Origin of the sequence: Streptomyces sp. CG 926, assembly GCF_003148825.1 — a bacterium.
Lineage (GTDB): Bacteria > Actinomycetota > Actinomycetes > Streptomycetales > Streptomycetaceae > Streptomyces.
The window spans coordinates 145,325-170,689 of sequence record NZ_QGGZ01000001.1 but is presented as its reverse complement, the minus strand read 5'-3'; the positions used below and the strand labels follow the sequence as shown (position 1 = coordinate 170,689).

Sequence of the window (25,365 nt, the reverse complement as noted above, 5' to 3'; positions counted from 1 at the left end):
GGCCACGGCTCAGCCCAGGGCCCGGACGTCCACGTCCACCGCGTGCCATCCGGTCGCGCCGTCGGGCACGGTGCCGGTGCGGACACCCGTCTGGACGGCGCCCGTGCCGTCCGTCGCGCGGACCTCCAAGGTGTGCCGCCCGGCGGTGGCCTGCCAGGGCCAGACCCACTGGCGCCAGGTGTCCGCACCGTCCGCCGTCCCGAGCCGCGCCTCCTGCCAGGAGCCGCCGTCCACCCGTACCTGGACCCGATCGATCCCACGGTGCTGGGCCCACGCCACCCCGGCGACCGCCACCGGGCCCGGGGACAGGTCGGCGTACGAGCGGGGGGTGTCGATGCGGGCCTGCGTCTTGACCTGGGCCTGCTGCGCCCAGGATCGGCGCACCCAGTAGGCGTCGTAGGCGGCGAAGGTGGTCAGTCGCAGCTCGGCGAGCCATTTGCAGGCGGAGACGTATCCGTACAGGCCCGGTACGACCATCCGGACGGGGAAGCCGTGGGCGAAGGGCAGCGGTCGGCCGTTCATCCCCACGGCCAGCAGGGCCGCCCGGCCGTCCATGACGGCCTCGACCGGCGTCCCGATGGTCATGCCGTCCACCGACCGCGCCACCAGCTGGTCGGCGGGCCCGCCCTGGGACGGCGGCCGCACCCCCGCCTCGCGGAGCAGGTCCCCGAGGCGTACGCCGAGCCAGCGGGCGTTGCCCGCGTACGGGCCGCCGACCTCGTTGGACACGCACGTGAGGGTGATGTCGTGCTCGACCACCGGCCGGGCGAGGAGCTGACGCAGGTCCAGCTCCAGCGGCCGCGTCACCCCCTCCCCGTGGATGCGCAGCCGCCAGGTCTCGGCGTCCACGCGCGGGACGACCAGCGCGGTGTCCACCCGGTAGAAGTCCTGGTCCGGGGTGAGGAACGGGCCCAGCCCGGGCACCCGCAGATCCGCGCCGGCCGGCACCGGTGGCGCGGGCACGGTGGGGCGGGGGAGGCGGAAGCGGGCCCGGGAGGCGGTGGCGTCGGCCGAACCGTGGGCACCGAGGCGCTGTGCTCCGAGTCCGACCCCGGCCGATGCCGCCAGGACGGCGACCACCAGGCGGCCGAAGCGGCGGCGGTCCATCGAGCCGGCCCCGTCGGTCCCGTCCCGCGCGGCCCCGGCCGGGCGGGTCCGTCTCCCGGCCGTGACCAGCAGGTACAACACCCCGGCCGAGACCAGTGCGCCCACCAGCGAGGGCAGTGCGTCGCGCCAGGAGGCCTCCGGCCGGCTGAGCGCCGCCAGCGCCCCCACCAGCCCGAACCCGCCCGTGACGGCGAGCGCCGCCGGGAGGTGACGTACGGCGAGCAGCCCGGTGCCGACGGCGACCGCGGCCAGGACGACGAGGATGCCGAGACCCAGCACCAGCTTGTCGGAGGTGCCGAACAGCCGGATGGCCCACTCCCGGACGGCCACCGGTGTCAGGTCGACCACGGCCCCGCCGACGGCCGTGACCGGGGAGGCCTCGGGCCGGCCGGCCGCCGCGGCCAGCTGTGCGCACGCCAGCCCGGCGACGGCCGCGACGATCCCGCTGACGACGCCTGTCGTGCGCCGCGGCCGCGCGCCACGGCTCGGGTGTGCCTCCACACGGCCAGTGTCCCGCGCCCGGGCGGCTTCGTGTCGCCGCCGTGCCGTCGCCGCCCGGACGGCCGGCCCGGACGACGGGCCGGCCGTGCGACGGGTCAGCCGGTGGTGGCGGCCGGCGGCAGGGTGGCGGCGATCTGCGCGGCCGACCGGTACGGATCACCGTTCGGGCGGTTCGGGTGCCGGGTGGTGCGCCCGGCCCACTCCGCCTCGAAGGCGTGCCAGTCGATCTCCCGCGGCGCGGCGCTGCGCACCAGTGCCTCCTCCAGCGACGCGAAGTAGGCCGCCCACCGGGGCGCGTACAACTCCGAGATCAGGCCGCTCCACTCGCGGTTCGCGTAGTCGTGCAGGAAACCGCCCTCGCTGGTGTCGCGGCGGCCCCACACGCTCAGCAGCGAGCGCGCGTCGTACTCGTACCGGTCCTGCTCGGCCCGGTCCGCGCCCCAGGAGCGGGCCCCGGAGAGCCAGGTGCCGAGGAGGAAGGCCGGGTCGGAGCCGGTGACCGCGTCCAACATCCGCATCCCTTCCTGCCACTCGGCCGTCAGCGCGCGGAAGCGGGTCAGGTCCTCGGCCTCGTAGGCCGCCTTGATCTTCGGCAGCAGCACCCGCGAGTGGTTGGCGAGGGCCTGCCGGGCGGTGTCCACCAGGTCGAAGCGGTAGGCGCTGGAGCCGCGCAATGCCGGATCCACCTTCAACAGGTGGTCCAGGGCCCTGCGCACCGAACCGGCCGGGTAGCGCATGGACCGGGGGCTCCAGTACGCCGCCCCCGCCGCGGTCAGGCTCGGGCGGGCGGTGAACAGGCTGTCCTGCGACTCCGACCACAGGCCGGAGGAGGTGCTGTACGGCCCCTTGCGGAGCTCCTCCCAGGCCGCGGCGGCCTCGGCGTCCGGGCGGCCGTAGCGGCGGGCCGCGAAGTCGGCGAACCACGCGCGCTGGTCGATCGGCCCGCGCTCCCAGGCCAGATCGGTGAAGAGGTCGAAGGCGGCCGGGTTGGTCCCGGTGGCTTCCGGCAGGTAGGCGATCCCGGCGAGCGCGCTGTTCGCCTTGTCCCGCCAGGGCCCGAACCGTTCGATCCACACGGAGCTGTTCGCGCCGACCGTGGTGTGCCCGCCGAAGTTGTAGATGGTGCCCATCGCGTACGGGGCCCCGCCCCAACGGGACTCCCGGTCAAGCCGGTTGTACCGGTCGGAGAGCCCGTCCAGGATCAGCAGCTTCGAGGTGTCCACCCCGGCCAACAGCTCCGCGGTGGGGTCGTCCTGCCAGCCCAGCACCGCCCACAGCGCCCCCGGGTGCGCGGCGTGCAGCGCGCCCTGGATGGCGCGCGCGGCGGCGCCCACGTCGACGGAGCCGGTCCGGCCGCCCTCGTGCAGCGGGCTCATCCGGTACATCGCGCTGTCCCCGAACACCGCGCGCTGCTCGGCGTAGTACGCGGCGGCCAGCCTCCCGAACACGGGCGAGGCGGGATCCAGCCAGTCCGGGCGGTCGAAGCCCGCCCAGTCGCCCTGCGCCACCGTGACCGCACCCGGGTTGCGCGCGGCGAAGCCGGGCGGCACGGTGCCGAAGTAGCCCGGCAGTACCGGGGTCATGCCGAGCCCGCGGAGCTGTTCGGCGATCCGCCCGCCCAGCTCGGCGCGCTCGCGCATCAGCCGCTCGGTGACCGGGCCGCCGAAGTCGCTCAGGTTCTGCAACAGCCACCAGCTCTGGTGGCCGGGGCCGGGGATCCACCGCCGCAGCTCCTCGGCGGAGTAGCCGAACCCCTGGAGCGCCCGGTGGTACGGGTACTCGGCGCCGACCTGCACGAACACCTCGTTGATGCCGTGCAGGGCCATCAGGTCGATCTGCCGCCGGTGCTCCTCGAAGGAGCGGTACGGGCCGGAGTACCCGTCGTCGGTGTCGTTCAGCGCGTACCGGTGGGGCACCTGCGCGCCGCGGGTGACCGGGGCGGGGACGGCCGGGAGCCGGCCGGGCAGCATGCCGATGCTGTCGCCGGGCCAGCCGATGTCGACCCCGGCGACGTGCTGGAGGTACCAGCCGACCCCGGCGAGCAGGGTGGCTCCGGTGCTGCCCCGGACGGTGATCGCGCCGGTGGTGCCGGACACGGTGAAGGTATCGGCGTCGGCGGTTGTGTCGGGTACCAGGGTGAACTGCCCCCAGTGGCGCGGAAGCAGCCGTTGCAGGGCGGCCCGTGCGGGCGCCACGTCGAAGGTCCGGGCGCGGGCGCGGCCCGGGCTCCGGACGGCCCCCGGGTGCCCGGCCGGGTGGACCCCCGGGCGCGCGTCCGCGTCCCTCGCGACGTCGGCCCGTGCGGGCGACCCCGCGCCCGGGGCGGTGGCCCCGGGCGCGGGCCCCGCGCAGAGCAGGGCCAGCAGCGCCGCGGGAAGGGCGGCCAGGGTGAGCGGGCGCCGGGTCCTCGGCCTGCGCCCGCTGCGATGCGTCGGGTTCCTCATCCGTTCGCCCGGGCCGTCAGACCGGCAGGGCCCAGGCCTGGTCGACCCGGTGGTCGCCGCAGTCGGTCAGCCGCAGCCGCTCGGCGGGGGTGGCGGCCGCCGGAGCCGTCAGGCACATTCCGCTGACCTCCTCCACGAGGGCTCCGTCGCGGCGCTGCGACCAGGTCTGACCGGGCTGCTCCTCGGGGCGGGTCGCGCAGTCGGCCAGTTCCACGACGCGGTCCACTCCCGCCGACAGGCACTCGCCGGCCAGCTGCAGGCGCGCGTCCTTGCCCACGATCCAGCGCTGGTCGGGAGCTCCGGTGCAGGCGGCCATCACCACGGCGCCGACACCGGTGGTGTTGGCGCCGTCGGCGCACCGGGCACCGTCACCGACGATCTGCCCGGTCGGTACGGCCTCGGCGCAGCCGCGCGGGCTGAGCCGCCAGACCCCGGTGTCGTGGCCGGCCACCTTCCCGGTGAGCGTCTGGGAGATCTCGCGGCTCGTGCCGCTCCACAGGTCCTGGGCGCCGGCGGTGCAGTCGGTCAGACCGATCTCGTCGAGCGGCACGGCGATGTCCCGGGTGGTGGCGGAGCGGTTGAGCACGGCGACCGCGCGGTCGCCGTTCGCGAGCGGCCGCACCAGGATCTCGAAGGTGGCGTTGGAGGAGACCACGGAGCCCTGACGGCCCATCGGGTCTTGGTCCAGGTCGATCATCCGGGTGTTGCCGAGGGCCGTCAGACCCGCCGGGGTCAGCTTCGAGACGTCGGACGAGAGGATGAAGGGGGAGGCCATCATGGCCCACAGGGCGACCTGGCTGCGGCTCTCGGCGGCCGTGAGCCCGGGGGCGCCCGCGATCAGGAAGTCGGGGTCGTTCCAGTTGCCGGGGCCCGCGTACCGGCCGAGCCAGCGGTTGTAACCGTAGTTGCCCATGACCGCGCTCCACCGTGAGGTGGCCGGTGCGGCCGGGTTGTAGACCTTGATGTCCTTGCCCTCGCGCCACAGCTGGCCGGTCTCGCCGACCCAGTCGAGGACCTTGTGCCAGTCGGAGCCGCCCCACTCGCCCTGCTGGAAGTAGGCGGGCGCGGAGGCCGACAGGACCATGTCCCGGCCGCTGTCCCGCAGGCCCTTCGCGACGGCGTTGTAGGCGTCGCGGTAGGCCTCCTGCTTGGTCGCGCCCTCCGGGACCCAGAGGTTGCAGCCGTCCATCTTGACGTAGTCCACCTTCCAGGAGGCGAACTGCCGGGCGTCCTGCGCGTAGTGGTCCGGGCCGCCGCCCTGGGGGGCGCCACTGCCCGGGTACTTCTCGCAGGTGAGGGAGCCCGCGTCCTGGTAGATGCCGAACTTCAGTCCCTTGGCGTGCAGATACTCGCCGAGCCAGGCCATGCCGTGCGGGAACTTCGCCGTGTCGACGACCAGACTGCCCCGTGCGTCCCGGCTCTTGGTCATCCAGCAGTCGTCGACGGTCACCGTGTCGTAGCCCTTGGCGGCGAGCCCGGTGGACACGAGCGCGTCGGCGTTGGCCACCACCTTGGCCTCGTCGATGTCGCACATGTAGTGCGCCCAGTTGTTCCACCCCATGGGAGGGGTGAGCGCGAGCGGGGTGTCCGAGGTCGCCCGGGGCTCGGCCGCCACCGGGGCGGGGGAGAGCGCGACGGCGAACAGGGCGGCCGCGGTCAGGCACGGGAGCGTCGCACGCAGGCGAGGCGGCACGGAGTCTCCTTGACGTGGGGGCAGTCGTGCGCCCAGTGCAGCGAGACGATTACCCACTGTCAACACAAGTCGCTGATTGTCGGCCGATGACCAGCAATATGGCTGCAATCGATGTCACACGAAAGTGCAGATACGTCGTATGTTACGGTGTATCTCATGCCGCGAAGATCAGCCGCCCTGGACCGTGCGACCCCCGAGGCCATCGCCGTCGCCGCCCTGCGCATCCTCGACGAGCAAGGGCCCGGCCACTTGAGCTTCCGCACCCTCGCCGACCGGTTGGAGGTCTCGCACGCCACCGTCCAACGACGCTGCGCCGATCTCGCCGGCCTGCTCGACCTGTGCACCGAGCACCTCGCCGGGCAGCTCCCGGAGATCCCCGCGGGCACGGACTGGGCACAGGCCGCCGAAGCGCGGTTCCGGGCGCTGTACCAACTCCTCACCGCCCACCCGGGACTGTTGGTGCTGCGCGGCGGTCGGCCCTGGCTCGGGCGTCAGCTGCTAGCCCGGCTCGTGGAGCCCTCGCTCGCCGACAGCGTGGCCGCGGGGATGACCCCCGCCGAGGCGATGACCGCGTACCGCCGCATGTACCTGCTCACCCTGGGCAGCGCGGCCTTCGTCGACCACCGGGACCCGGCCGCGGCCACCGCCGCCTCGCGGGCGGCCCTGGCAGCGCTGGACCCCGAGGAGTTCCCCGTGCTCTCCGGCGGACTGCCCGACGTACTGCCCGCCCTGACGGACCACGAGGTCTACTACGGGGCCCTGCGCCAGCTGATCGAAGCCGCCCGGCCCGCCGCACCCGCCGGGGTCGCCGCACCCGCCGGGGTCGCCGCACCCGCCGGGGTCGCCGCCCCGGGCCAGGTCGCCGCGCCGGGTCAGGCCACCCCACCCGCCGGGGACACCCGGTCCACCACCCGCACCTGATGGGGAGACAGCCCATGCCCGCAGCACCGGCCCAGCAGCTCGACCACGCCGCCGTCCTGGCCGCCGCCGACCGGATCGCGGGCGGGATCCGCCCCGTCACGGTGGCGCCCGCGGCCGAAGCGGGGGTCTGGTACGCGCTGGAGTACCTCCAGCACACCGGCTCCTTCAAGGCGCGCGGCGCCCGCAACTTCCTCGCCGCCCACCACGAGGCCGGCGCCCTCCCGGCCGCCGGGGTCACCATCGCCTCCGGCGGCAACGCCGGACTCGCCTGCGCCTGGGCGGCCCGCGCGCTGTCCGTGCCCGCGACCGTGTTCCTGCCCGCCAACGCCCCGCGGGTGAAGGTGGAACGGCTGCGCGGGTACGGGGCCGAGGTGCGGCTCGTCGGCGACCGGTACGCCCAGGCGCTCGCCGCCTGCGAGGAGTTCGCCGCCGAGAGCGGGGCGCTCAGCAGCCACGCCTACGACCATCCGCTCATCGCGGCGGGCGCCGGAACCCTGCTGGAGGAGATCCGGGCGGCCCTGCCCGGGCTGGACACGGTGGTCGTCGCGGTCGGCGGCGGCGGGCTGTTCGCCGGGGTCGCCACGGCCGCGCGCGAGCACGGTGTACGGGTGGTCGCGGTCGAGCCGGAGAACTGCCGGGCCCTGAACGCGGCCCTGGCGGCCGGCCGGGTCGTGGACGTAACGGTGGAATCGGTCGCCGCCGACTCCCTGGGGGCCACCCGGGTCTCGGCGGACGCCTTGGCCGCCGCGCAGCAGGCGAACGTGACCTCGGTCCTCGTCCCGGACGCGGACATCGCGGCCGCCCGGCGGGCGCTGTGGGAGGAGCACCGGATCGTGGTCGAGGCGGGCGCGGCCACCGCGGCTGCGGCCCTGCGCACCGTGCCGCAGCCGCTGGGCGAGCGGGTCGCCGTCATCCTCTGCGGGGCCAACACGGACCCCCGGGACCTGGTGACCCCCGGTAGCTGAGCCGCATGCGGGCCTGCGCCGGGGCTCAGTGTGCCCGGCCGCCTCCCGCACGCGGGTCGACCGGGGTGAGGACTCCGAGCCGCTCCTCGACGGCCCGGGCCGCGGCCAGGCACAGGTCCTCCCGGAAGGCGCGCCCGACGATCTGCACCCCGCAGGGGAGCCCACCCGCCGTCCCCGTCGGTACGGCCACACCGGGTACGCCCACGAAGCTGGTCACGGTGCACAGCCGCATCGCGGACCCGACCCGGTCCCGGCCCGCCCTGTCGCGCGACTCCAACCCCGGCTCGACCGGCGGCTCGGTGAAGACCGGGCCGAGCAACAGCGGGTACCCGTCGAGGAATTCGGCCCACGAGCGACGGATGCTCATCCAGGTACCCATCAGCTTCATGAACTCCGCCGCGCTCGCGGGCGGGGTCCGCTCCATCATCATCTCGATGTAGCGGTCCCCGCCCCTGCCGAGCAGCTCGCGCACGCTCGGCCAGCTCGGGGCGAACTCGGTCACGGTGATCCGGCCGTACGCGTCGAGCGCCTCGTCCAGCCGCGGCACGTCCCCCACCTCGCGCACGTCGTACCCGGCGTCGCGGAGCGCGTCGGCGGCGCTCGTGACGGCTCCCAGCACCGTGGGGTGGACGCCGTGCCCGCCGGGATCCGCCACGACCGCGACCTTCACGCGTCCGGGGAGCGGTTCGCCGTACGTCGGCACCGGCACGGCGCGCGGATCACGGGGATCGGTCCCGGCCAACACTTCGTAGGCGAGCCGCAGATCACCCACGCTCCGGGCCAACGGGCCGTCCGTGACCAGCATCTGGGACGCCGGTCCGGGGTCGTCCGGGCCCAGGGCGCGGTGGTCGGCGGGGAACCGGCCCGTGGAGGGCTTCAGCGCGGCCACCCCGCAGAACTGGGCCGGGATGCGTACCGACCCACCCGAGTCGTTGCCGAGCCCGAGCGCCGCCATGCCGGTGGCGACGGCCACCGCGTCGCCGCCGCTGGAGCCGCCCGGGGTCCGGCCGCTGTCCCACGGGTTGACCGTGTCTCCGTACAGCTCGCTGCGCGTGTGCATCCCGGCCAGGATCAGCGTGGGGATGTTGCTGTGCCCGACGGGGATGGCTCCCGCCGCGCGTAGTCGTGCCACCGGGGGCGCGTCGGCGGTCGCCACCAGGTCGCGGAAGCGCGCCGTGCCGAAGGCGGTCGGCACGCCTTCGATCGGGGTGCTCTCCTTCACCGTGAAGGGCACGCCCGCGAGTGGTCCCAGCACGTCACCGGCCGCCCGCCGCCGGTCCAGCCGCGCCGCGGCCTCGAGCGCGCGCTCCGCGAGGAGTTGCGTGATCGCGTTCACCCTCGGGTTGACCGTGGCGATCCGATCCAGGTGGCTGTCGACCAGTTCGACGGCCGAGACCTCTCCGCCGCGCACCGCTTCCGCCTGCGCGGCGGCCGACATCCTCCACAGGTCGTCCGGCATGACGCTGACCTCCCGTTCCATGTTCCGATGCGCTTGCATCGGAACCGAACTGTACCCATGGAACCGATGCGTGCGCATCGCATAAAATCGCCGCACGCGCGGGAGTGGTGAAGTGCTGTGGACCGGGAGGAGCCGGGCATGCCCAAGCAGGTGGATCACGTGGGCCGACGACGCCTCATCGCGGAGGCCGTCTGTCATCTCGCCGACGAGCGAGGGCTGGAGGGGGTGACCCTGCGCGACGTCGCGGCCCGCGCGCAGGTGTCGATGGGCGCCGTTCAGCGGTGCTTCCGCACCAAGGAGGAGATGCTCGTGTTCGCGCTCGGGCACATCGGCGAGCAGATCATGGAGCGGGTACAGGCCCGCCTCGTCAGAAGCCCGGCCCAGTCGGCCGGCACCGCCCTGGGGCACGCGGTCACCGAGATCTCGCTGCTCCGGGAGGAGCATCGCGCCGAGGCCAGGGTCTGGCTCGCGTTCGTCGCCCAGGCGGCCGTGAGCGAGGTGCTCGCCGGGACGCTCAAGGCGAACTACGCGCTCCTGCAGGAGGCGTTCACGGGCCTGGTCGCGGAAGCCGGCAACGACGCCGCCGCGGACGGTGCCGGGCGCCTCGACGCGTCGTGCGAGGCCCGCACCCTCCTCGCCCTCGCGGACGGCCTCACCACGCACGTCCTCATCGGCCACCTCACCCCGAGGGACGCGTACGACGTCCTCCACGCCCACCTCGCCGCTCTCTGGGAGCGGAGCGCGGGCTCGGCCGGGACGCCCACAACGCGGAGGATCCGTGACTGACCGGGCCCAACCACCCGGCAGCGAGGCGGCGCGGCAGCGCTCATGACGCGGAGCGGACGCGTTGCCGGTGCGTTGCGCGGCTCCGGTCCAACTGGTCCTCACCGAGGACACGATCTTCCTCGACCCCCTGCTCGCGCAGGCGCGACGCGTGCCCGCCCGCTTCGTCGAGCACGCCGTCATCGCATCGCGGGGACGACGCCCCGACGAGACGCGTCAGTCGTTCTCGTCCTCGCCCTCGCGCACGAGGACGACCGTGCCGGCCGAGTACTGCACGACCTGCTGGCTCACCGAGCCGAGCAATGCGCCCTTGAAGCCCCCGTACCCGCGGGTCCCGACCACCATCAGGTCCGCCTCCTTCGACGCGTCGACCAGGACCTGCGCCGGGGACCCCTGCTCGACGCGCCGGAACACCGGCACCCCGGGCGAGGTGCCGACGGCGGCGGCGACCGTGTCCGCCAACTTCCGGCGGGCGGCCTCCTCGGCCGTCACCGCCTCCGCGTCGGCGGTCTCGGCGGCCGTCGGGCCGATGGTGAACGGGTTGCGGTTCCACTCCCAGGCCATGACGGCGTGCACCCGGCCGCCCGTCATCGCGGCCTGCGCCACCGCCCAGCGCAGCGCCTCCTTCGAATGGTTCGACCCGTCCACCCCTACGACGATCAGCGGCTCGATGGTCTGCTCACTCACGGTGGGATCCTCTCGCTTCGCCGGAATAGTCGATCTCCTCCCTGTATACACGGCGCACCACGTCCGACCTCGAACGACGATCGTCGTGCCGGCCGACGACTTTCGAGGACAGCCCGCGCCCCCGGCCCCTTGCGAGGGTGTGAGTGTCCAGGCGATCGCCGCCGGACACGAACGACATGGAGGAACGGGCGTGGCTCAGCGCAAGGGTTGTCTGATCGGGTGCGCGGTGGCGCTGGTGCTCGGCGTGGGCCTCCTCATAGCTGTGGTCTTCGGCATGGGGAAGATCCTCGACATGGCCGACAAGACCCTGGTCGATCCCGCGGTCTACGAGGCCGTGAAGACCGGGGACGCGGAGGGCGAGGTCCGCGGCAAGCTCCCGTCCGGGGACAGCTTCGTCAAGAGCGCCCTCAAGGAGGGCGGACCGGTCGAGCCCGAGGGCAGCACCTGCTCCTGGTACCTGTCCAGCGGCGAGGCCGAGAACGGCCAAGAGACCGTGCTCCGCTTCTGCTTCAAGGACGGCAAGCTCACGGAGAAGACCCGGTACCCGATGAAGTAGACGGGATCGGATGCCGATGCCGGGCGCCCGGCCCTCCCAGCGGCGCACCGCCCGGCGCAGCGCGCGCATGTCGCTGCAACCGACCCGGGCCGCGACCGAACGGAGCGGGGAGGCGCCGGCCGGGGACATGCCGCCCCGGTCGGCGGGGCCGTACGGACGCGTCCTGGCCGGCGCCGCGGACGTGCTCCGGCCGGCCGAGATGCGGCGGTGGGCGGTCGAGGTACCCGACAAGTGGCAGCTGAACGCGCACGGTTGGGGGCTGGGCCGGTCGCTCTACGACTGGCACGAGGTCCCGGGCTACGGCCACGACGGAGCCTCGATCGGCCAGTACGGCTACCCGCGTGCGGTCCCCGGCGCCGCCCCTCTTCTCTACGCCGACCTGATGCGCGAGCTCCTGCGCGACCTCGGCGGGGTCCACATGCCGCCCGCCACCCGCGCCACCCGCGCGGCCCCCGGTCGTCGACCGTGGGCGTGCGGCCCGACGGCGCCCCCTGCTGCTACCTCGGCAGGCGCTGCGCGCCCGAGGTGGACGCGGGCTGAACGGCCTGTCCCGCAGCGGGACGACAACTTCTCACTTCCCCTTGAGCAGTTGGTCGACCCGGGGAACGGACAGCCCGATCAGTACCGACACCTCCCGCAGCGTGCGCCCCTGACGCAGCTCGCCGACAGCGGCGGTACGTATGTCCTTGACCGCCTTCGCCACATCGGGCAGCAGCTGATCGGTGAACAGCCGCGCGGCTCGTTCCCGCACCACGGGGGCGTCGATGTCGGCGAGGCGCGCCCGGACCGCGCTCAGGTACTCGACGGTCAAGATGCGCAGGTCATCGGGCACCTGCTGATCGGAAGGGGTGCTGTCGGTCATGGGGACAGCGTAAGCAGACGTGGTAGGAATTTGAGATGACCTTCCCGCTCAGCGCGTGTCGCGCCGAGTCGAAGACGAGCCAAGTGGGCTGCCTTGAGCGGGGGTTCGGGTGGCGGTGCGGCGACCCCGCAAGCAAGTGCCCTGGAAAGGACCGTCGTTGCGAGGAGCGGTCCGGGCCCCACCATCCGCTCGCAGTCATCCCACACCAGGAGCGCCAGCATGATCCTCGAACTCGCCGTGATCTACACGAACCGGCTCGACGCCTGCCGCGACTTCTACCGGGGCATCGGCCTCACCCTCGTGCGCGAGCGGCACGGCAACGGGCCTGAGCACTACGCGGCGACGCTCGCCGACGGCGGCGTCCTGGAGCTCTACCCGGCCACGAGCCGCCCGGAGACCGGATACCTGCGCCTCGGCCTCACCGCCCCGCCGAACGGCGCCGGCTTCCTGCCGCCGGGCCGGCACACGCTGACCGACCCGGACGGCCGTACGGTCGTCCTCACCGTCGCGGAGAGCCACCCGGGCCAGGTCCCGCCGGAGCCCCGTACCGTCGCACGGCCCCCGGCGGTCGGGGCCGGCCCCCGCGCGTCGAACGGCGGGCCCGTACCTCCCGAGGGCCGCCCGGGAGTCACGTACACCGAGATAGCCGAGCACTACGGCATGAGCGCCCGCTACCTGTCGGAGAATCCCCGATGGGGACGGCATCCCGGCTGGCCGGCCGCCATCGGCAGGCGCGGCAGGACCATCGAGTTCGACCCGGAGGCCATCGCCCGGTTCTTCGGCGAGCACCACACCAGGGAGGCCGCCGCCCTCGAACCGTCCCGCCGATACACGGTCGTCGAGATCGCTGAGGCGTCCGGCCTGCAGCCCGACAGCATCCGGTCGGACATCAGCCGCGGTCGCTGGCCCGCTCCGGACGAGATGGACGGAGACCGGAAGCTGTGGCGGGGCGAGACGGTCACCACGCATCTGGCCGGCCGTCGCATCTACCGCAACAAGCCCAAGTGACCATCGGCCGGCGGCGGCGAGGCGGAGACCGGCCGGGGGCCGAGCGATCGCGGCTCCGCGCGCATCGCGGCGGGCACCCGTCCAAAGCGGTTCGCGCGTGCGGGTAAAGCGCATTAGTGCGGACCCGTCGTGAACCATCGATAAGAAGTCAAGTTTGACGCGCAAGCAGCTTCGTCGTCGAATCGGTGCCTTGCTCGAACTTCTTTGTACTAAAGCGCATCAGTACAGCTCAAAGCTGTCACGGTCGAAGCCTTCGGGACCTGTTCGGCGCGGTCGCGCCATTCGGCACCAATGCGTCACCGGCCGGCCTTCCTCCTGCCTCATTGACGAGGTCTTGCTTTCGGACGACCGTGGGCACCGCCTCCGGCGACGAGGCCGGACTTCTGCAAAGGCGGCGACGATGACCCGTTCGAACCCGACCCGTATCGCTGTGGTCCTGCTGGCGGCGGGAACCCTCCTGTCGACCACCGCGTGCGGCCTGAGCGGCGGCGCCACCGACGCGAAGGAGGCGCGGCGGACGGGCGAGGTGGCCGGTGGGATCACCTTCCGGACGCTCCAGCTGAAGCCCACCTTCACGGCCTACGTCCAAGGGGTCATCGACGCCTTCGAGAAGCGCTACCCCGAGGTGAAGGTCACCTGGGAGGACGTCCCCGGCGACGGCTACAACGAGAAACTCGTCGCCGACGCCCAGGCCGGAGCCCTCCCCGACGTGGTCAACCTCTCCACCGACTCCTTCCAGCTCCTCGGCGACCGCGGCATGCTCGCCGACGTGGCCGCCCTCGACGGCGCGTCGGCGAAGGAGTACGTGCCGGGAGCCTGGGAGCAGTTCAAGCTCCCCGGCAAGGGCGACAGCGTGTACGCGTACCCCTGGTACGTGACCCCGGAGATCCTCACCTACAACAGAGAGCTCTTCGAGAAGGCCGGTCTGGATCCGGCCGCGCCGCCGACCGGCGTGGAGCAGTTCTTCGACTACGCCGAGCGGATCGCCGCCTCGTCCGGCGGCCGGTACTCCGCCTTCATGGCCGACCCCAAGGGCCGACTGCCCGGGGACTGGCAGAAGATGGGCATTCCCCTCCTCGACGAGAAGCGGGAGCGCTTCACCTTCGACACGGACAAGGCCGTCCGGTGGGTGGAGCGGATGAAGGACCTGTACGTTAAGGGCGCCATGCCCAAGGAGTCCCTCCTCACGTCGGACGACATCAACCAGCTCTACGGCAGCGGCAAGATCGTCTTCGGTCCGGGTTCCCCGGGCTTCGTCAAGGACATCAAGAAGAACGCCCCGCAGATCTACGCCAAGACCCAGGTCGCCGGGGCCGTCACCGGCGAACTCGGCCACATCGGCATCTACGCCCAGTCGCTCGGCATCAAGAAGGACACCAAGCATGTCGACGCGGCGGCCGAGTTCGCCCGATGGGTCACCAACGGCCCCAACCAGGTGGCGTTCTCCAGGAAGGCCACCATCTACCCCTCCAACGCCCAAGGGCTCGCCGACCCGTTCTTCTCAGACAAGGGCGACGGCACGGACGCGGAGACCCTCGCCCGCGCCGTCGGCGCCGAGCAGCTGAAGACCGCCGCGCTCGACGCCAACACCCCCGTCCAGTGGACCAACCAGGTCGGCGACGCCGTCGTTCGCGAGATGCAGAAGGCCATCCAAGGCGAACAGGACCCCCGGACCGCCGTACGCAAGGCCCAGGAAGCGGCGAACAAGCTCCTCGCCGCCGCGGCCGACAAGTGATCGGCCTCGCCGCCGGCCGGCCGCGCAGCCGCACCGCGGCACACGAGCGGCGTCGCGCGGCGGCCCGCCGGCGGCGCGCCCTGCGGGCCATGGAGACCGAGACGGGACTGCTCCACCGCCGGTGGTGGACCCCCTACCTGTTCCTCGCGCCCGGCCTCGTGATGGTGACGCTGTTCAGCCTCTGGCCGTTCGTCAACACCGTCATCCTCTCCCTGACGGACGCCCAGATCCTGCGCGGCGGCAGCTTCGTCGGCCTCGACAACTACCGGCGGGCCTTCGCCGACCCCGACTTCTGGGTGGCGACCGGCAACAGCGTGCTGTACCTCGTGGTGGTCGTGCCCTGCCTGGTCCTCCTGCCGCTGGCCCTCGCGGTCCTCGTCCAGGCGAAGATCCCCGGCATCGGCTTCTTCCGCTCCGCCTTCTACACCCCGGTGATCGCCTCCGCCGTGGTCGTCGGGCTGATCTGGCAGTGGGTGCTGCGCAGCGACGGTCTCGTCAACACCGTCTTCCAGCGGCTGCATCTCGTCTCCGAGCCGATCCCCTTCCTGACGGACTCCACGATGCTGCTGGTCTCCGCGATGATCGTGACCGTGTGGAAGGGCCTCGGCTACTACATGGTCTTCTACCTCGCGGCCCTCGGGAACGTCTCCGCCACCCTTCACGAGGCGGCCGCCATCGACGGCGCCGGCCCCGTCCGCCGCTTCTTCAGCATCACCGTGCCCCAGGTGAAGCCCATGATGCTGCTGGTCGGCACGCTCTCCGCCATCTCGGCGCTGCGCGTGTTCACCGAGATCTACATACTCGGCGGCGAGAGCGGCGGCCCCGGCGGCGGTGCCCGCACCCTGCCCTTCCTGATCAGGCAGGTCGGCCTCGGCTTCTCCGGCGAGACGGGCTACGCCTCCGCCATCTCCATCCTGCTGTTCCTGCTGACCCTGGGCTTCAGCCTGGTGGGCCGCCGGCTGTCGAAGGGAGACGAGCGGTGAGCGCACCGTCATCCGCCGGGGCCGGGCGGCCGGACCGGCGTACCGTCGCCGCCCGCCGGCGCCACCGGCTCGCCCTCGCCGGGCGGTACGCCACGCTGGTGCTGATGCTGGTGGTCATGCTGGGCCCGATCGTCTGGCAGTTCCTGACCTCGATCCGGGGCCGCACCGAGAACGTGTACGACGGCGTGCTGCCCGCGCGGCCCACCCTCGACAACTACGTCCGGGTCGCCGAGTCCTTCCCGCTGGCGCAGTACGTCGGCAACACCCTCACCGTCGCCGTGCTCGCGATCACCTCGAACATGCTCTTCTCCGCGATGGGCGGCTACGCCCTGTCCCGGGCCGCCTGGAAGGGCCGTCGGATCGTCTTCACCGTGCTGGTGGCGACCCTGATGTTCCCCTTCGAGTCCGTGATGATCTCGATGTTCCTCACCGTCCGCGAGATGGGGCTTCTCGACACCCTCATCGGCGTGTGGCTGCCCGGTGCGGTCTCCGTACTCAACATCATGATCATGCGGGCGGCCTTCCTGGCCGTGCCCCGGGAGGTCGAGGAGGCCGCCGTCCTGGACGGGGCGGGCGAATGGACGCGTTTCACCCGGGTCTTCCTGCCCGCCGCCAAGGGCGCCCTGGCCGTCGTCTGCATCACCAGCTTCATGGGCGCCTGGGACGACTTCCTGTGGCCCCTGCTCGTCCTCACGAACAGCGACCACTACACCCTCCAGCTCGGCCTGAAGACCCTGGCCGGCGCCACCACCGTCAACGACCAGCGGCTGGTCGCGGCCGGCGCGATGGCCGCGCTCGTCCCGATGATGCTGCTCTTCTTCGCCCTCCAGCGTTTCTTCTTCAAGGGCGTGGGCGAGGGAGCCGTCAAGCTCTGAGCCGGCCCGCCCACCATCCCTACCGACACCGCCCGACCGGCACCCCCGTACCAGCACCGCCCGACCGGCACCCCCGTACGACACCTCCCGACCGACCACCCTCCCTGGAGCAGCCGTCATGCACGACGACCGCAGCGTCACCGAACACCGCCTCCGCCGGGTTCTCAAGGAGCGCGTCAAGCCCGCCGTCCACTCCCGCGCGGTCCCGCTGACCGTCGAGCGCTGGGAGGCCCCCGGCGAGCCCGTCCCCGTCGCCGAAGGGCTCGCGGCGACCTACGAGCCCTGCGCGATCGGCGACCCGTGGGGCCCGGCCTGGGGTACCACCTGGTTCAAGGTCACCGGTACCGTCCCCGCGGACTGGGCCGGCCGCACGGTGGAAGCCGTCCTCGACCTCGGCTTCGACCGGATGATGCCCGGATTCCAGTGCGAGGGCCTGGTCCACCGGGCCGACGGCGGCGAGGTGAAGGCCCTCAACCCGTACAACGACTGGGTCCGCGTGGCCGATCGCGCCGAAGGCGGCGAAGAGATCGAGTGGTACGTCGAGGCGGCCTCCAACCCGGTCCTGGTCGACCACGCGGTCACCTACGAGGGGGACCTGCCCACCAGCGGAGACCGACCCCTGTACCGGCTCGCCCGGATGGAGCTCACCGTCTTCGAGACCGAGGTCTGGGAGCTGGTCCAGGACCTGGAGGTGCTCTACGACCTGATGACCCAGCTCGACACCGCCGACGCCCGCCGGCACGAGATCCTGCGGGCCCTCGGCGCGGCCCTGGACACCCTCGACCTCGGCGACGTGCCCGGCACCGCGGCCGCCGCCCGCGGCTGCCTGACCGGGGTGCTCGCCGCCCCGGCCAACGCCTCCGCGCACCGGATCAGCGCGGTCGGCCACGCCCACATCGACTCCGCGTGGCTGTGGCCCCTGCGCGAGACGGTCCGCAAGGTCGCGCGCACCACCTCCAACATGGTCGACCTGATGGACCGGAACCCCGAGTTCGTCTTCGCGATGTCCCAGGCGCAGCAGCTCGACTGGATCAAGACCTACCGGCCCGAGCTCTTCGAGCGGATCAAGAAGAAGATCGCGGACGGGCAGTTCGTGCCGGTCGGCGGCATGTGGGTGGAGTCCGACACCAACATGGTCGGCGGCGAGGCCATGGCCCGCCAGTTCCTCTACGGCAAGAAGTTCTTCCTCGACGAGTTCGGCATCGAGACGCAGAACGTCTGGCTCCCCGACTCCTTCGGCTACACCGCCGCGCTGCCGCAGATCGTCAAGCTCACCGGCTCCAAGTGGTTCCTGACCCAGAAGATCTCCTGGTCCCAGGTCAACCGGTTCCCCCACCACACCTTCTGGTGGGAGGGCATCGACGGCACCCGCGTCTTCACCCACTTCCCGCCCGTCGACACCTACAACAGCGACCTGGGCGGCGCCCAACTCGCCCACGCCGCCCGCAACTACCGCGAGAAGGGCCACGGTTCGCGCTCGCTCGTCCCCTTCGGCTGGGGCGACGGCGGCGGCGGCCCCACCCGCGAACACCTCGCCCGCGCCCGCCGCCAGCGGGACCTGGAGGGTTCCCCGAAGGTCCGGATCGAGCGCCCCGACGCCTTCTTCGAGAAGGCCCACGCCGAGTACCAGGACGCTCCCGTCTGGGCCGGTGAGCTCTACCTGGAACTGCACCGCGGCACCTACACCTCCCAGGCCAAGACCAAGCAGGGCAACCGGCGCAGCGAGTCGCTGCTGCGTGAGGCCGAGCTGTGGGCGGCGACCGCCGCGGTGCGGGTCGCGGAGTACGCGTACCCGTACGAGGAACTGGAGCGGATCTGGAAGACCGTGCTGCTCCACCAGTTCCACGACATCCTGCCGGGCTCGTCCATCGCCTGGGTGCACCGCGAGGCGCGCGAGACGTACGCGGCCCTGCGCGAGGAGCTCCAGGGGATCACCCTCGCCGCGCAGCAGGCCCTCGCCGGTCAGGGCACCGAGGAGCTCGTCTTCAACTGCGCCCCGCACGCCCGCCGCGGCGTCCCGGCCGGCGGGGCGGGCCGTCCGGCCGCGGCGCGGGAGCCGGTCACGGTGGAGGAGCGGCACGGCGGCGGGCACATCCTGGCCAACGGCCGACTGCTGGTGGAGATCGACAGCCGCGGCCTGATCGTCTCCGTCTACGACCTGGAGGCGCGCCGGGAGACGATCGCCCCGGGCACGGCGGCGAACCTGCTCCAGATCCACCCCGACTTCCCGAACATGTGGGACGCCTGGGACATCGACGCGTTCTACCGCAACCGGGTCACCGACCTCGTGCAGCTGGACCGGCTGGAGGTCACCGGGAGCGGCCCGCGAGCGGCGACCGTCCGCGTGACCCGCTCCTTCGGACGGTCGGCGGCCGTCCAGCAGATCACGCTGCGGGCCGGGGCCAAAACGGTCGACATCGTCACGGACGTGGACTGGCACGAGACGGAGAAGTTCCTCAAGGCCGCCTTCCCGCTGGACGTGAAGGCCGAACGGACCGCCTCCGAGACACAGTTCGGGCACGTGTACAGGGCCACCCACACCAACACCTCCTGGGAGGCGGCGAAGTTCGAGATCTGCGCCCACCGCTGGATCCACGCGGAAGAGCCCGGCTGGGGGGTGGCGCTGCTCAACGACTCCACGTACGGGCACGACGTGACCCGGGACGTACGGGCCGACGGCGGCCAGACCACCACGGTCCGGCTCTCCCTGCTGCGCGCCCCGCGCTACCCCGACCCGGAGACCGACCAGGGCTCCCACACCCTGCGCTTCTCGCTCGCGCCCGGCGCCGGCATCGGGGACGCGGTCCGTGAGGGCCACGCGTTGAACCTGCCCGAGCGGGTGGTCCCCGGGGCCGGACCGGTCGCCCCGCTGGTCGCCGTCGACGAGGACGCGGTGGTGGTCGAGGCGGTCAAACTCGCCGAGGACCGCAGCGGGGACGTGATCGTCCGCCTCTACGAGTCCCGCGGCGGCCGCGCCCGGGCCACCCTCGCCGCCGACTTCCCGCTGGCGGAGGCCGTGGAGAGCGACCTGCTGGAGCGCCCGCTGTCGGGCACGGCGGTGGGGGTCGCCACCCCGGAGGGCCTCGTCCCGCTCACCCTGCGCCCCTTCCAGATCGTCACGGTCCGCCTGCGCCGCGCCTGACCGCCCGGAGGGACCCCGGCCCGGCCCACCGGGGCCGGGGTTCCTTTCGCTTGGACGGTGATCGCGAGCGTGCCGTATGTTCCTGGCTGCCCGCCCGCGTCGGCGGGCTTCGCCATGTCATCGTGCGCCCTGGGGGTTTCCCGTCATGTCCTTCGGTACCCGATCGCTGCCTCCGCTCGGACCGCCCCCGGTCCGTTCGTCGATCCTGTCGCCCGGGGGCCTGGCCACCGCGCTCACGGTGCTCCTCGGCGTGTGCGCCGCGACCCGCGTGCTCATGGTGGTCGCCGGGGCCGACCGGTACGGGGCACTGGACGGGGTCACGGACCCGGATCCGTCCTGGGCGCTGTACTCCGCGGTGATGGGCATGACGCTGCTGGCGATGGTTCCCACCGCCGTGGTGTTCATCATCTGGTTCCACCGGGTCCGGGTGAACGCCGGCGTCTTCGCCCCCGACATGTTCCGCCGGGGCGCGGGCTGGGCGATCGGCGTCTGGTTCATCCCCCTCGTGGGACCGACCCTCCTCGCGTACGGGATCGCCGTGCGGGTGTGGACGGCCAGTGCGTCGAAATCGGCGCCCGGCGGACCCGCGTCCGGCTCCGCCTCGATGGCTCCCGTCGCGGCCTGGTGCGCCACGTTCGGCGCGGCCATGCTGACCTCCTTGGCCACCGGCCGGGTCGCCGAGGCGCGCACCTCCGTGCTGGTCGGCATGGCGTCGGACCTGCTCTACGCCGTGGCGGCGCTCCTCGCCGTCGTCTGGGTGCGCAGGCTCTCCGCGCTGCAGTCACGGGCGTGAACTCCGCCACAGCCGCTGCCGGGCCGGCCCGCCGCCCCTGGGGAATCCCGGGCCCGCGGACCTCCACCCGATTTTGCACCTAGTTGCAAAACAGGCCTCCCCTCGCTAGAACAGGTTCATCACCCCCGCGCGAGGAGGCGCCCCTCATGAGTTCCCAGAGCCGGTACCCGCACCTGCTGAGCCCCCTGGACCTCGGCTTCACCACCCTGCCGAACCGCGTGATCATGGGCTCGATGCACACCGGCCTCGAAGAGCACCAGGGCGGCTTCGAGCGGCTCGCCGCCTTCTACGCCGAGCGCGCCCGTGGCGGCGCCGGCCTGATCGTCACCGGCGGCATCTCCCCGAACGACGCCGGCCGCCCCTTCGAGGGAGGCTCCCGCCTCACCACCGAGGACGAGGCCGCCGAGCACCGGGTGATCACCGAGGCCGTGCACGCCGAGGGCGGGAAGATCGCGATGCAGATCCTCCACTTCGGCCGCTACGCCTACCACAAGGACCTGGTGGCCCCCAGCGCCATCCAGGCCCCCATCAGCCCCTTCGTCCCGAACGAGCTCACCGACGCCGAGGTCGAGGCCACCGTCGAGGACTTCGTCCGCGCCGCCCGCCTCGCCAAGCTCGCGGGCTACGACGGCGTCGAGATCATGGGCTCCGAGGGCTACCTGGTCAACGAGTTCATCGCCGCCGCCACGAACAAGCGCACCGACCGCTGGGGCGGCGCCTACGAGAACCGCGTGCGCTTCCCGCTGGAGATCGTCCGGCGCACCAGCGAGGCCGTCGGCGAGGACTTCATCATCGTCTACCGCCTCTCGATGCTCGACCTCATCCCCGGCGGCTCCACCCTCGACGAGGTCGTGCACCTGGCCAAGGAGATCGAGGCGGCCGGCGCCACCATCATCAACACCGGCATCGGCTGGCACGAGGCGCGCATCCCCACCATCGCCACCTCCGTCCCGCGCGGCGCCTACACCTGGGTCACCAAGCGGCTGATGGGCGCGGTGAGCGTCCCCCTCGTCACCAGCAACCGCATCAACACCCCCGAGATCGCCGAGGAACTGCTCGCCGACGGCCGCGCGGACCTGGTCTCCTTGGCCCGCCCCTTCCTCGCCGACGCCGACTTCGTCGCCAAGGCCGCCGCCGGCCGCTCCGAGACCATCAACACCTGCATCGGCTGCAACCAGGCCTGCCTCGACCACACCTTCAGCGGCAAGATCACCAGCTGCCTGGTCAACCCGCGCGCCTGCCACGAGACCGAGCTCGTGCTGTCCCCGACCCGGACCAAGAAGCGCGTCGCCGTCGTCGGCGCCGGTCCGGCCGGTCTCGCCTGCTCCGTCTCCGCCGCCGGCCGCGGCCACGCCGTCACCCTCTTCGAGGCCTCCGGTCACATCGGTGGCCAGCTCGACGTCGCCCGCCGCATCCCCGGCAAGGAGGAGTTCGAGGAGACCATCCGCTACTTCGGCACCCAGCTGGTGGAGTCCGGCGTCGAGGTCCGCCTGAACACCCGCGCCGACGTGGAGACCCTCCAGGGCTACGACGAGGTCGTCGTCGCCACCGGCGTCACCCCCCGCACCCCCGACATCGAGGGCGTGGACCACGCCAACGTCGTCAGCTACCTCGACGTGCTCCGCGACGGCGTACCCGTCGGCGAGCGCGTCGCGGTCGTCGGCGCCGGCGGCATCGGCTTCGACGTCGCCGAGTTCCTCACCGACAGCGGCGAGGGCGCCTCCCAGGACCCCGACGTCTACTTCCGCCACTGGGGCGTGGACACCACCTACACCGGCCCCGGCGGGCTCACCACCCCCGAGCGCCCCGCGCCGCCCCGCCAGGTCCACCTCCTCCAGCGCAAGGCCACCAAGGTCGGCAAGGACCTCGGTACCACCACCGGCTGGATCCACCGCGCGGAGCTCAAGCACCGCGGCGTCGTCTCCGTCGCGGGGGCCACGTACGACCGCATCGACGACCAGGGCCTGCACATCACCGTCGGCGGCGAACAGCACCTCGTGCCCGCCGACACGGTGGTCCTGTGCACGGGCCAGGAACCGCGCCGCGACCTGTACGAGGCCCTGCGCGCGGCCGGCGTCGAGGCCCACCTGATCGGCGGCGCCGACGTGGCCGCCGAGCTCGACGCCAAGCGGGCCATCCGGCAGGGCACGGAACTGGCCGCCGGCCTCTGACCGAAAGGGGATTGTGGCGGTCCGCCGGGACCGCCACAATCGCCCGGTGACGATCTCACCCGCAGACGCAGACAAGATCCTGACCGACAACTTCGCCCCCTGGGTGCTCGCCCTCGGACTGACCGTCGAGGAGACCGGGGAGCGGCACGCCGTACTGCGGCTGCCCTGGTCCGACGAGCTCGCCCGGGACGGCGGCGGCCTCTCGGGCCAGGCCATGATGGCGGCCGCCGACACGGCCACCGTCATCGCGATCTCCGCCGCCCGCGGGACCTACGGACCGATGACCACCGTCCAGCAGTCCACCAGCTTCCAGCGGCCGGTGGTCGGGGCCGACGTACTGATCCACGTACGGGTCACCAAGCTCGGCAAGCGGATGGCCTTCGCCGACATCACCCTGACCCCCGAGGGCGCCACGGACCCGGCGGCCACGGCCTCCACGGTGTACGCCCTGCTCGGCTAGCGCCCCTGGGCAGCACCCCCTCCGGGACCGGCGGAGGCGGGGCGAAAACACGTTGGCGGGTGGGGTACCGGCTCGCCTACGCTCGCGCCGACGGTCGACCACGAGGGCGGCCGGCGGGCACGGGGGAGCGGGACCATCTCGGCGGCATCCACACCACATGATCTTGTTCCGCCACTGCGGCGGAACAAGGACTTCACCGTCTTCTGGCTCGGCCAGGCGCTGTCCGTGCTCGGCGGGTCCGTCTCCCTGCTCGCGCTCCCGCTGCTCGTTCTCCACGCCACCGGATCCATCGTCCAGATGGGCCTCGTCACGGTCGTCTCCGGCGCCACCGCCATCGGCACAGGGGTGTTCGCCGGATACGTGGTGGACCGGGTGGACCGCCGCCGGCTCATGATCGTCTGCGATCTGGCGCGGGCCGTGCTGCTCGGCTCGGTTCCGCTTGTCTGGTGGCTCGCGGGGCCGCAGGTCTGGCTGCTGTACGTGCTGACCGCACTCGCCGCCGTACTGAAGACGCTGTTCGACGTCGCGTACGTGACGGCCATCCCCCAACTGGTGCGTACCCAGGACCTCACGGCCGCCAACGGACGGCTGATGGGCACCTTCGCCCTCGGGAGCCTGCTCGGGCCGGTCGTGGCCGGCTTCCTGACGGCCGGAGTGGGCGCCGACTGGGCACTGGCCCTGGACGGAGCCACGTTCCTGGTCTCCGCCGCGAGCCTGGGCTGGGTGAGGTTCACCGCGCGCCCGGCCGGCGACGGCGCCGACAAGGCCGTGGACGAGGCCGGGGGCGGGGCCGTGGACGTGGACGTGGACGGGGTCGCGGCGAAGGCCGGGGCCGGCGTGCTGCGGGAGATGTTCGTGGTCGGCTTCCGCTTCCTGTGGGGACACCCGCTGCTGCGCCCGCTCACCATCCAGCTCACCCTGCTGACCTTCGTCACCATGGGCGCCACCGACCTGCTGATCTACCGGGTCCAGCACGACCTCGGCCGGGACGCGGCCACCCTCGGCTACGTGATCGCCGTCAGCGGGGCCGGGTCCGTCGCCGCGGCCCTGAGCGCGGGCCGACTGCGCCGGGTCCTCGGCTTCGGCACGTGCTGGCTCGCCTCGATCGCGATGATCGCCGTCGGCGTGACGGTGACGGGCGTCAGCCGCAGCGTGCCGGTGATCGCCGCACTGGCCGCCGTCTTCATGTTCGGGATCACCCTGGGCGGGATCTGCACCATGACCCTGCGCCAGGAGGTGACCCCGGACCATCTGCTCGGCCGGGTCACGTCCGCGTTCTGGACGGTGCACAACGCCTCGGGCCCGGTGGGCGCAGCCGTGCTCACGCTGCTGGCCGCCCGCCACGGGGTCCCCGCGGTCAGTCTCGCGGGCGGGGCGCTGTGCCTGCTGATCCTGGGCGGTGGTCTGCTGACCCCGCTGCGCGGGAGCCGCGCGGGCGTGGCCGCGGCCGAGCCCGCCGCCCCGGACCAGGAGCCGGCCGCGGGGCCGTCGGCGCGCGCGTGAGCTGCCGCTCTGCGATCGTGGTCCCCAGGTAGCCGCACCGAGGAGCACACATGTCCGGACAGTTCGAGGCGAGTGTCGAGATCGACCGACCGGTGGAGGCGGTGTTCGCCTACCTTGCCGACGGACGGCACGACCCCGAGTTCAGCCCCCGCGTCCAGGAGATCACCAAGACCCCGGACGGTCCCACGGCCCTCGGCACGGTCTTCCGCAGCACGGTCAAGGACGCCGGGATGAAGACCGGCCGCGAGTTCCGCATCGTCGGCCTGGACGCACCGCACCTGATCCGCTGGAAGGAGCAGAGCCGCAACCTCGTCACCGCGGAGGGCGGCTACGACCTCGAACCCCTCCCCGGCGACCGCACCCGGGTCCGCATCTTCAACACCCTCGAAGGCCACGGGATCGGCAAGCTGCTCGTCGGCCTGGCCGTCGGCGCGGCCCGCAAGGACGCCCCCGACTTCGGCCGGCGCATCAAGGCGGCCGCCGAGGCGTCCCTCCCTCCCCGCTGACGCTTCGCCGGCTCGCCGAACTGGACCTGTGCATCCCCCTCAGGCCACGACGGACGCCGATCCTCCCGACGACGGGACAGGGGAAACGGGTGCGAGCGGATCCGGCAGGTCCTGCGCCGAGCCGGCTTCCACACCTCGACTACCACGGCGGACGGCCTGCGGGTGTGGGCAACGCCCGAGACGGAGCGCGAGGTGCTGGAGGTCGGGTACC

General features: G+C 72.8%; 20 protein-coding genes. 14 read left to right on the top strand and 6 right to left on the bottom strand.

All coding sequences use genetic code 11. The features are described from left to right. Positions 1-9 precede the first annotated feature (9 nt). From BCL76_RS00645 to BCL76_RS00635, 3 genes are all read right to left on the bottom strand, one after another. Positions 10-1,608 (bottom strand): molybdopterin-dependent oxidoreductase, encoded by a 1,599-nt coding sequence (locus tag BCL76_RS00645; protein WP_258309161.1) that lies wholly within the window; start codon positions 1,606-1,608, stop codon positions 10-12. A gap of 95 nt (positions 1,609-1,703) precedes the next feature. Continuing rightward, positions 1,704-4,052 (bottom strand): alpha-N-acetylglucosaminidase, encoded by a 2,349-nt coding sequence (locus tag BCL76_RS00640; RefSeq protein ID WP_109777283.1) that lies wholly within the window; start codon positions 4,050-4,052, stop codon positions 1,704-1,706. Positions 4,053-4,068: 16 nt separating this feature from the next. Further along, the gene (locus BCL76_RS00635; protein WP_258309160.1) at positions 4,069-5,745 is read right to left on the bottom strand and encodes an alpha-galactosidase; all 1,677 of its coding nucleotides are present in this window, start codon (positions 5,743-5,745) and stop codon (positions 4,069-4,071) included. 156 nt (positions 5,746-5,901) lie between these two features. Between BCL76_RS00635 and BCL76_RS00630 the strand changes: the two genes are divergently transcribed. Together BCL76_RS00630 and BCL76_RS00625 are read left to right on the top strand one after the other, a co-directional pair. Continuing rightward, entirely contained in the window at positions 5,902-6,666 is a 765-nt protein-coding gene (locus BCL76_RS00630; protein ID WP_109777282.1) for a TetR/AcrR family transcriptional regulator, read from the top strand. A 14-nt stretch (positions 6,667-6,680) separates the two neighbouring features. Next, positions 6,681-7,631, top strand: coding sequence for a serine/threonine dehydratase (locus BCL76_RS00625; RefSeq protein WP_109777281.1), 951 nt, complete (start codon positions 6,681-6,683; stop codon positions 7,629-7,631). Between the two features lie 25 nt (positions 7,632-7,656). Here BCL76_RS00625 and BCL76_RS00620 read toward each other — a convergent pair whose 3' ends face one another. Beyond that, positions 7,657-9,090, bottom strand: coding sequence for an amidase (locus BCL76_RS00620; RefSeq protein ID WP_109778262.1), 1,434 nt, complete (start codon positions 9,088-9,090; stop codon positions 7,657-7,659). 138 nt (positions 9,091-9,228) lie between these two features. On the opposite strand from BCL76_RS00620, the gene BCL76_RS00615 reads away from it, so the two are divergent. Then, a complete protein-coding gene (locus tag BCL76_RS00615) occupies positions 9,229-9,876 on the top strand; it encodes a TetR/AcrR family transcriptional regulator (RefSeq protein ID WP_109777280.1) in 648 nt (215 codons plus the stop codon). Positions 9,877-10,089: 213 nt separating this feature from the next. Here BCL76_RS00615 and BCL76_RS00610 read toward each other — a convergent pair whose 3' ends face one another. Then, entirely contained in the window at positions 10,090-10,560 is a 471-nt protein-coding gene (locus BCL76_RS00610; protein ID WP_109777279.1) for a universal stress protein, read from the bottom strand. Between the two features lie 190 nt (positions 10,561-10,750). Here BCL76_RS00610 and BCL76_RS00605 point away from each other — a divergent pair, with 190 nt between their 5' ends. Further along, positions 10,751-11,116 carry a hypothetical protein gene (locus BCL76_RS00605; protein ID WP_109777278.1) on the top strand — a complete coding sequence of 122 codons (366 nt, stop codon included), beginning with the start codon at positions 10,751-10,753 and terminating at the stop codon, positions 11,114-11,116. Positions 11,117-11,687: 571 nt separating this feature from the next. Here BCL76_RS00605 and BCL76_RS00600 read toward each other — a convergent pair. Next, positions 11,688-11,978 (bottom strand): hypothetical protein, encoded by a 291-nt coding sequence (locus BCL76_RS00600; RefSeq protein ID WP_109777277.1) that lies wholly within the window; start codon positions 11,976-11,978, stop codon positions 11,688-11,690. A gap of 219 nt (positions 11,979-12,197) precedes the next feature. Here BCL76_RS00600 and BCL76_RS40270 point away from each other — a divergent pair, with 219 nt between their 5' ends. The 10 genes from BCL76_RS40270 to BCL76_RS00550 all read left to right on the top strand — a co-directional run bounded on the left by BCL76_RS40270 (position 12,198) and on the right by BCL76_RS00550 (position 25,154). Beyond that, complete coding sequence (locus tag BCL76_RS40270; protein ID WP_309136785.1) at positions 12,198-12,986, top strand: VOC family protein; 789 nt, start codon at positions 12,198-12,200, stop codon at positions 12,984-12,986. Between the two features lie 400 nt (positions 12,987-13,386). Next, on the top strand, positions 13,387-14,721 hold the full coding sequence (locus tag BCL76_RS00590; protein WP_258309157.1) for an ABC transporter substrate-binding protein: 1,335 nt from the start codon (positions 13,387-13,389) through the stop codon (positions 14,719-14,721). Positions 14,722-14,810: 89 nt separating this feature from the next. After that, a complete protein-coding gene (locus BCL76_RS00585) occupies positions 14,811-15,704 on the top strand; it encodes a carbohydrate ABC transporter permease (RefSeq protein WP_109778261.1) in 894 nt (297 codons plus the stop codon). Next, positions 15,701-16,579: a carbohydrate ABC transporter permease gene (locus BCL76_RS00580; protein WP_109777276.1), complete on the top strand. Its 879-nt coding sequence runs from the start codon at positions 15,701-15,703 to the stop codon at positions 16,577-16,579. Before BCL76_RS00585 ends, BCL76_RS00580 begins: the two co-directional genes overlap by 4 nt. Positions 16,580-16,697: 118 nt before the next feature. After that, complete coding sequence (locus BCL76_RS00575) at positions 16,698-19,721, top strand: alpha-mannosidase (protein WP_109777275.1); 3,024 nt, start codon at positions 16,698-16,700, stop codon at positions 19,719-19,721. Between the two features lie 145 nt (positions 19,722-19,866). Beyond that, on the top strand, positions 19,867-20,514 hold the full coding sequence (locus BCL76_RS00570) for a DUF4328 domain-containing protein (protein ID WP_181382383.1): 648 nt from the start codon (positions 19,867-19,869) through the stop codon (positions 20,512-20,514). A 146-nt stretch (positions 20,515-20,660) separates the two neighbouring features. Then, positions 20,661-22,685, top strand: coding sequence for an NADPH-dependent 2,4-dienoyl-CoA reductase (locus BCL76_RS00565; protein WP_109777273.1), 2,025 nt, complete (start codon positions 20,661-20,663; stop codon positions 22,683-22,685). 46 nt (positions 22,686-22,731) lie between these two features. Beyond that, positions 22,732-23,145, top strand: a complete 414-nt coding sequence (locus tag BCL76_RS00560; protein WP_109778259.1) for a PaaI family thioesterase — start codon at positions 22,732-22,734, stop codon at positions 23,143-23,145. A gap of 135 nt (positions 23,146-23,280) precedes the next feature. After that, complete coding sequence (locus BCL76_RS00555) at positions 23,281-24,648, top strand: MFS transporter (protein ID WP_109777272.1); 1,368 nt, start codon at positions 23,281-23,283, stop codon at positions 24,646-24,648. 50 nt (positions 24,649-24,698) lie between these two features. Beyond that, positions 24,699-25,154 (top strand): SRPBCC family protein, encoded by a 456-nt coding sequence (locus BCL76_RS00550; protein WP_109777271.1) that lies wholly within the window; start codon positions 24,699-24,701, stop codon positions 25,152-25,154. Positions 25,155-25,365: the final 211 nt, after the last annotated feature.

Bases quoted from the DNA above. Each gene is read 5' to 3' on its own strand.
- BCL76_RS00615 (WP_109777280.1), top strand. From the start codon at position 9,229: ATGCCCAAGCAGGTGGATCACGTGGGCCGACGACGCCTCATCGCGGAG.
- BCL76_RS00570 (WP_181382383.1), top strand. From the start codon at position 19,867: ATGTCCTTCGGTACCCGATCGCTGCCTCCGCTCGGACCGCCCCCGGTC.
- BCL76_RS00590 (WP_258309157.1), top strand. From the start codon at position 13,387: ATGACCCGTTCGAACCCGACCCGTATCGCTGTGGTCCTGCTGGCGGCG.
- BCL76_RS00550 (WP_109777271.1), top strand. From the start codon at position 24,699: ATGTCCGGACAGTTCGAGGCGAGTGTCGAGATCGACCGACCGGTGGAG.
- BCL76_RS00585 (WP_109778261.1), top strand. From the start codon at position 14,811: ATGGAGACCGAGACGGGACTGCTCCACCGCCGGTGGTGGACCCCCTAC.
- BCL76_RS00575 (WP_109777275.1), top strand. From the start codon at position 16,698: ATGCACGACGACCGCAGCGTCACCGAACACCGCCTCCGCCGGGTTCTC.
- BCL76_RS00625 (WP_109777281.1), top strand. From the start codon at position 6,681: ATGCCCGCAGCACCGGCCCAGCAGCTCGACCACGCCGCCGTCCTGGCC.
- BCL76_RS00600 (WP_109777277.1), bottom strand. From the start codon at position 11,978: ATGACCGACAGCACCCCTTCCGATCAGCAGGTGCCCGATGACCTGCGC.
- BCL76_RS00630 (WP_109777282.1), top strand. From the start codon at position 5,902: ATGCCGCGAAGATCAGCCGCCCTGGACCGTGCGACCCCCGAGGCCATC.
- BCL76_RS40270 (WP_309136785.1), top strand. From the start codon at position 12,198: ATGATCCTCGAACTCGCCGTGATCTACACGAACCGGCTCGACGCCTGC.
- BCL76_RS00565 (WP_109777273.1), top strand. From the start codon at position 20,661: ATGAGTTCCCAGAGCCGGTACCCGCACCTGCTGAGCCCCCTGGACCTC.
- BCL76_RS00620 (WP_109778262.1), bottom strand. From the start codon at position 9,090: ATGCCGGACGACCTGTGGAGGATGTCGGCCGCCGCGCAGGCGGAAGCG.
- BCL76_RS00640 (WP_109777283.1), bottom strand. From the start codon at position 4,052: ATGAGGAACCCGACGCATCGCAGCGGGCGCAGGCCGAGGACCCGGCGC.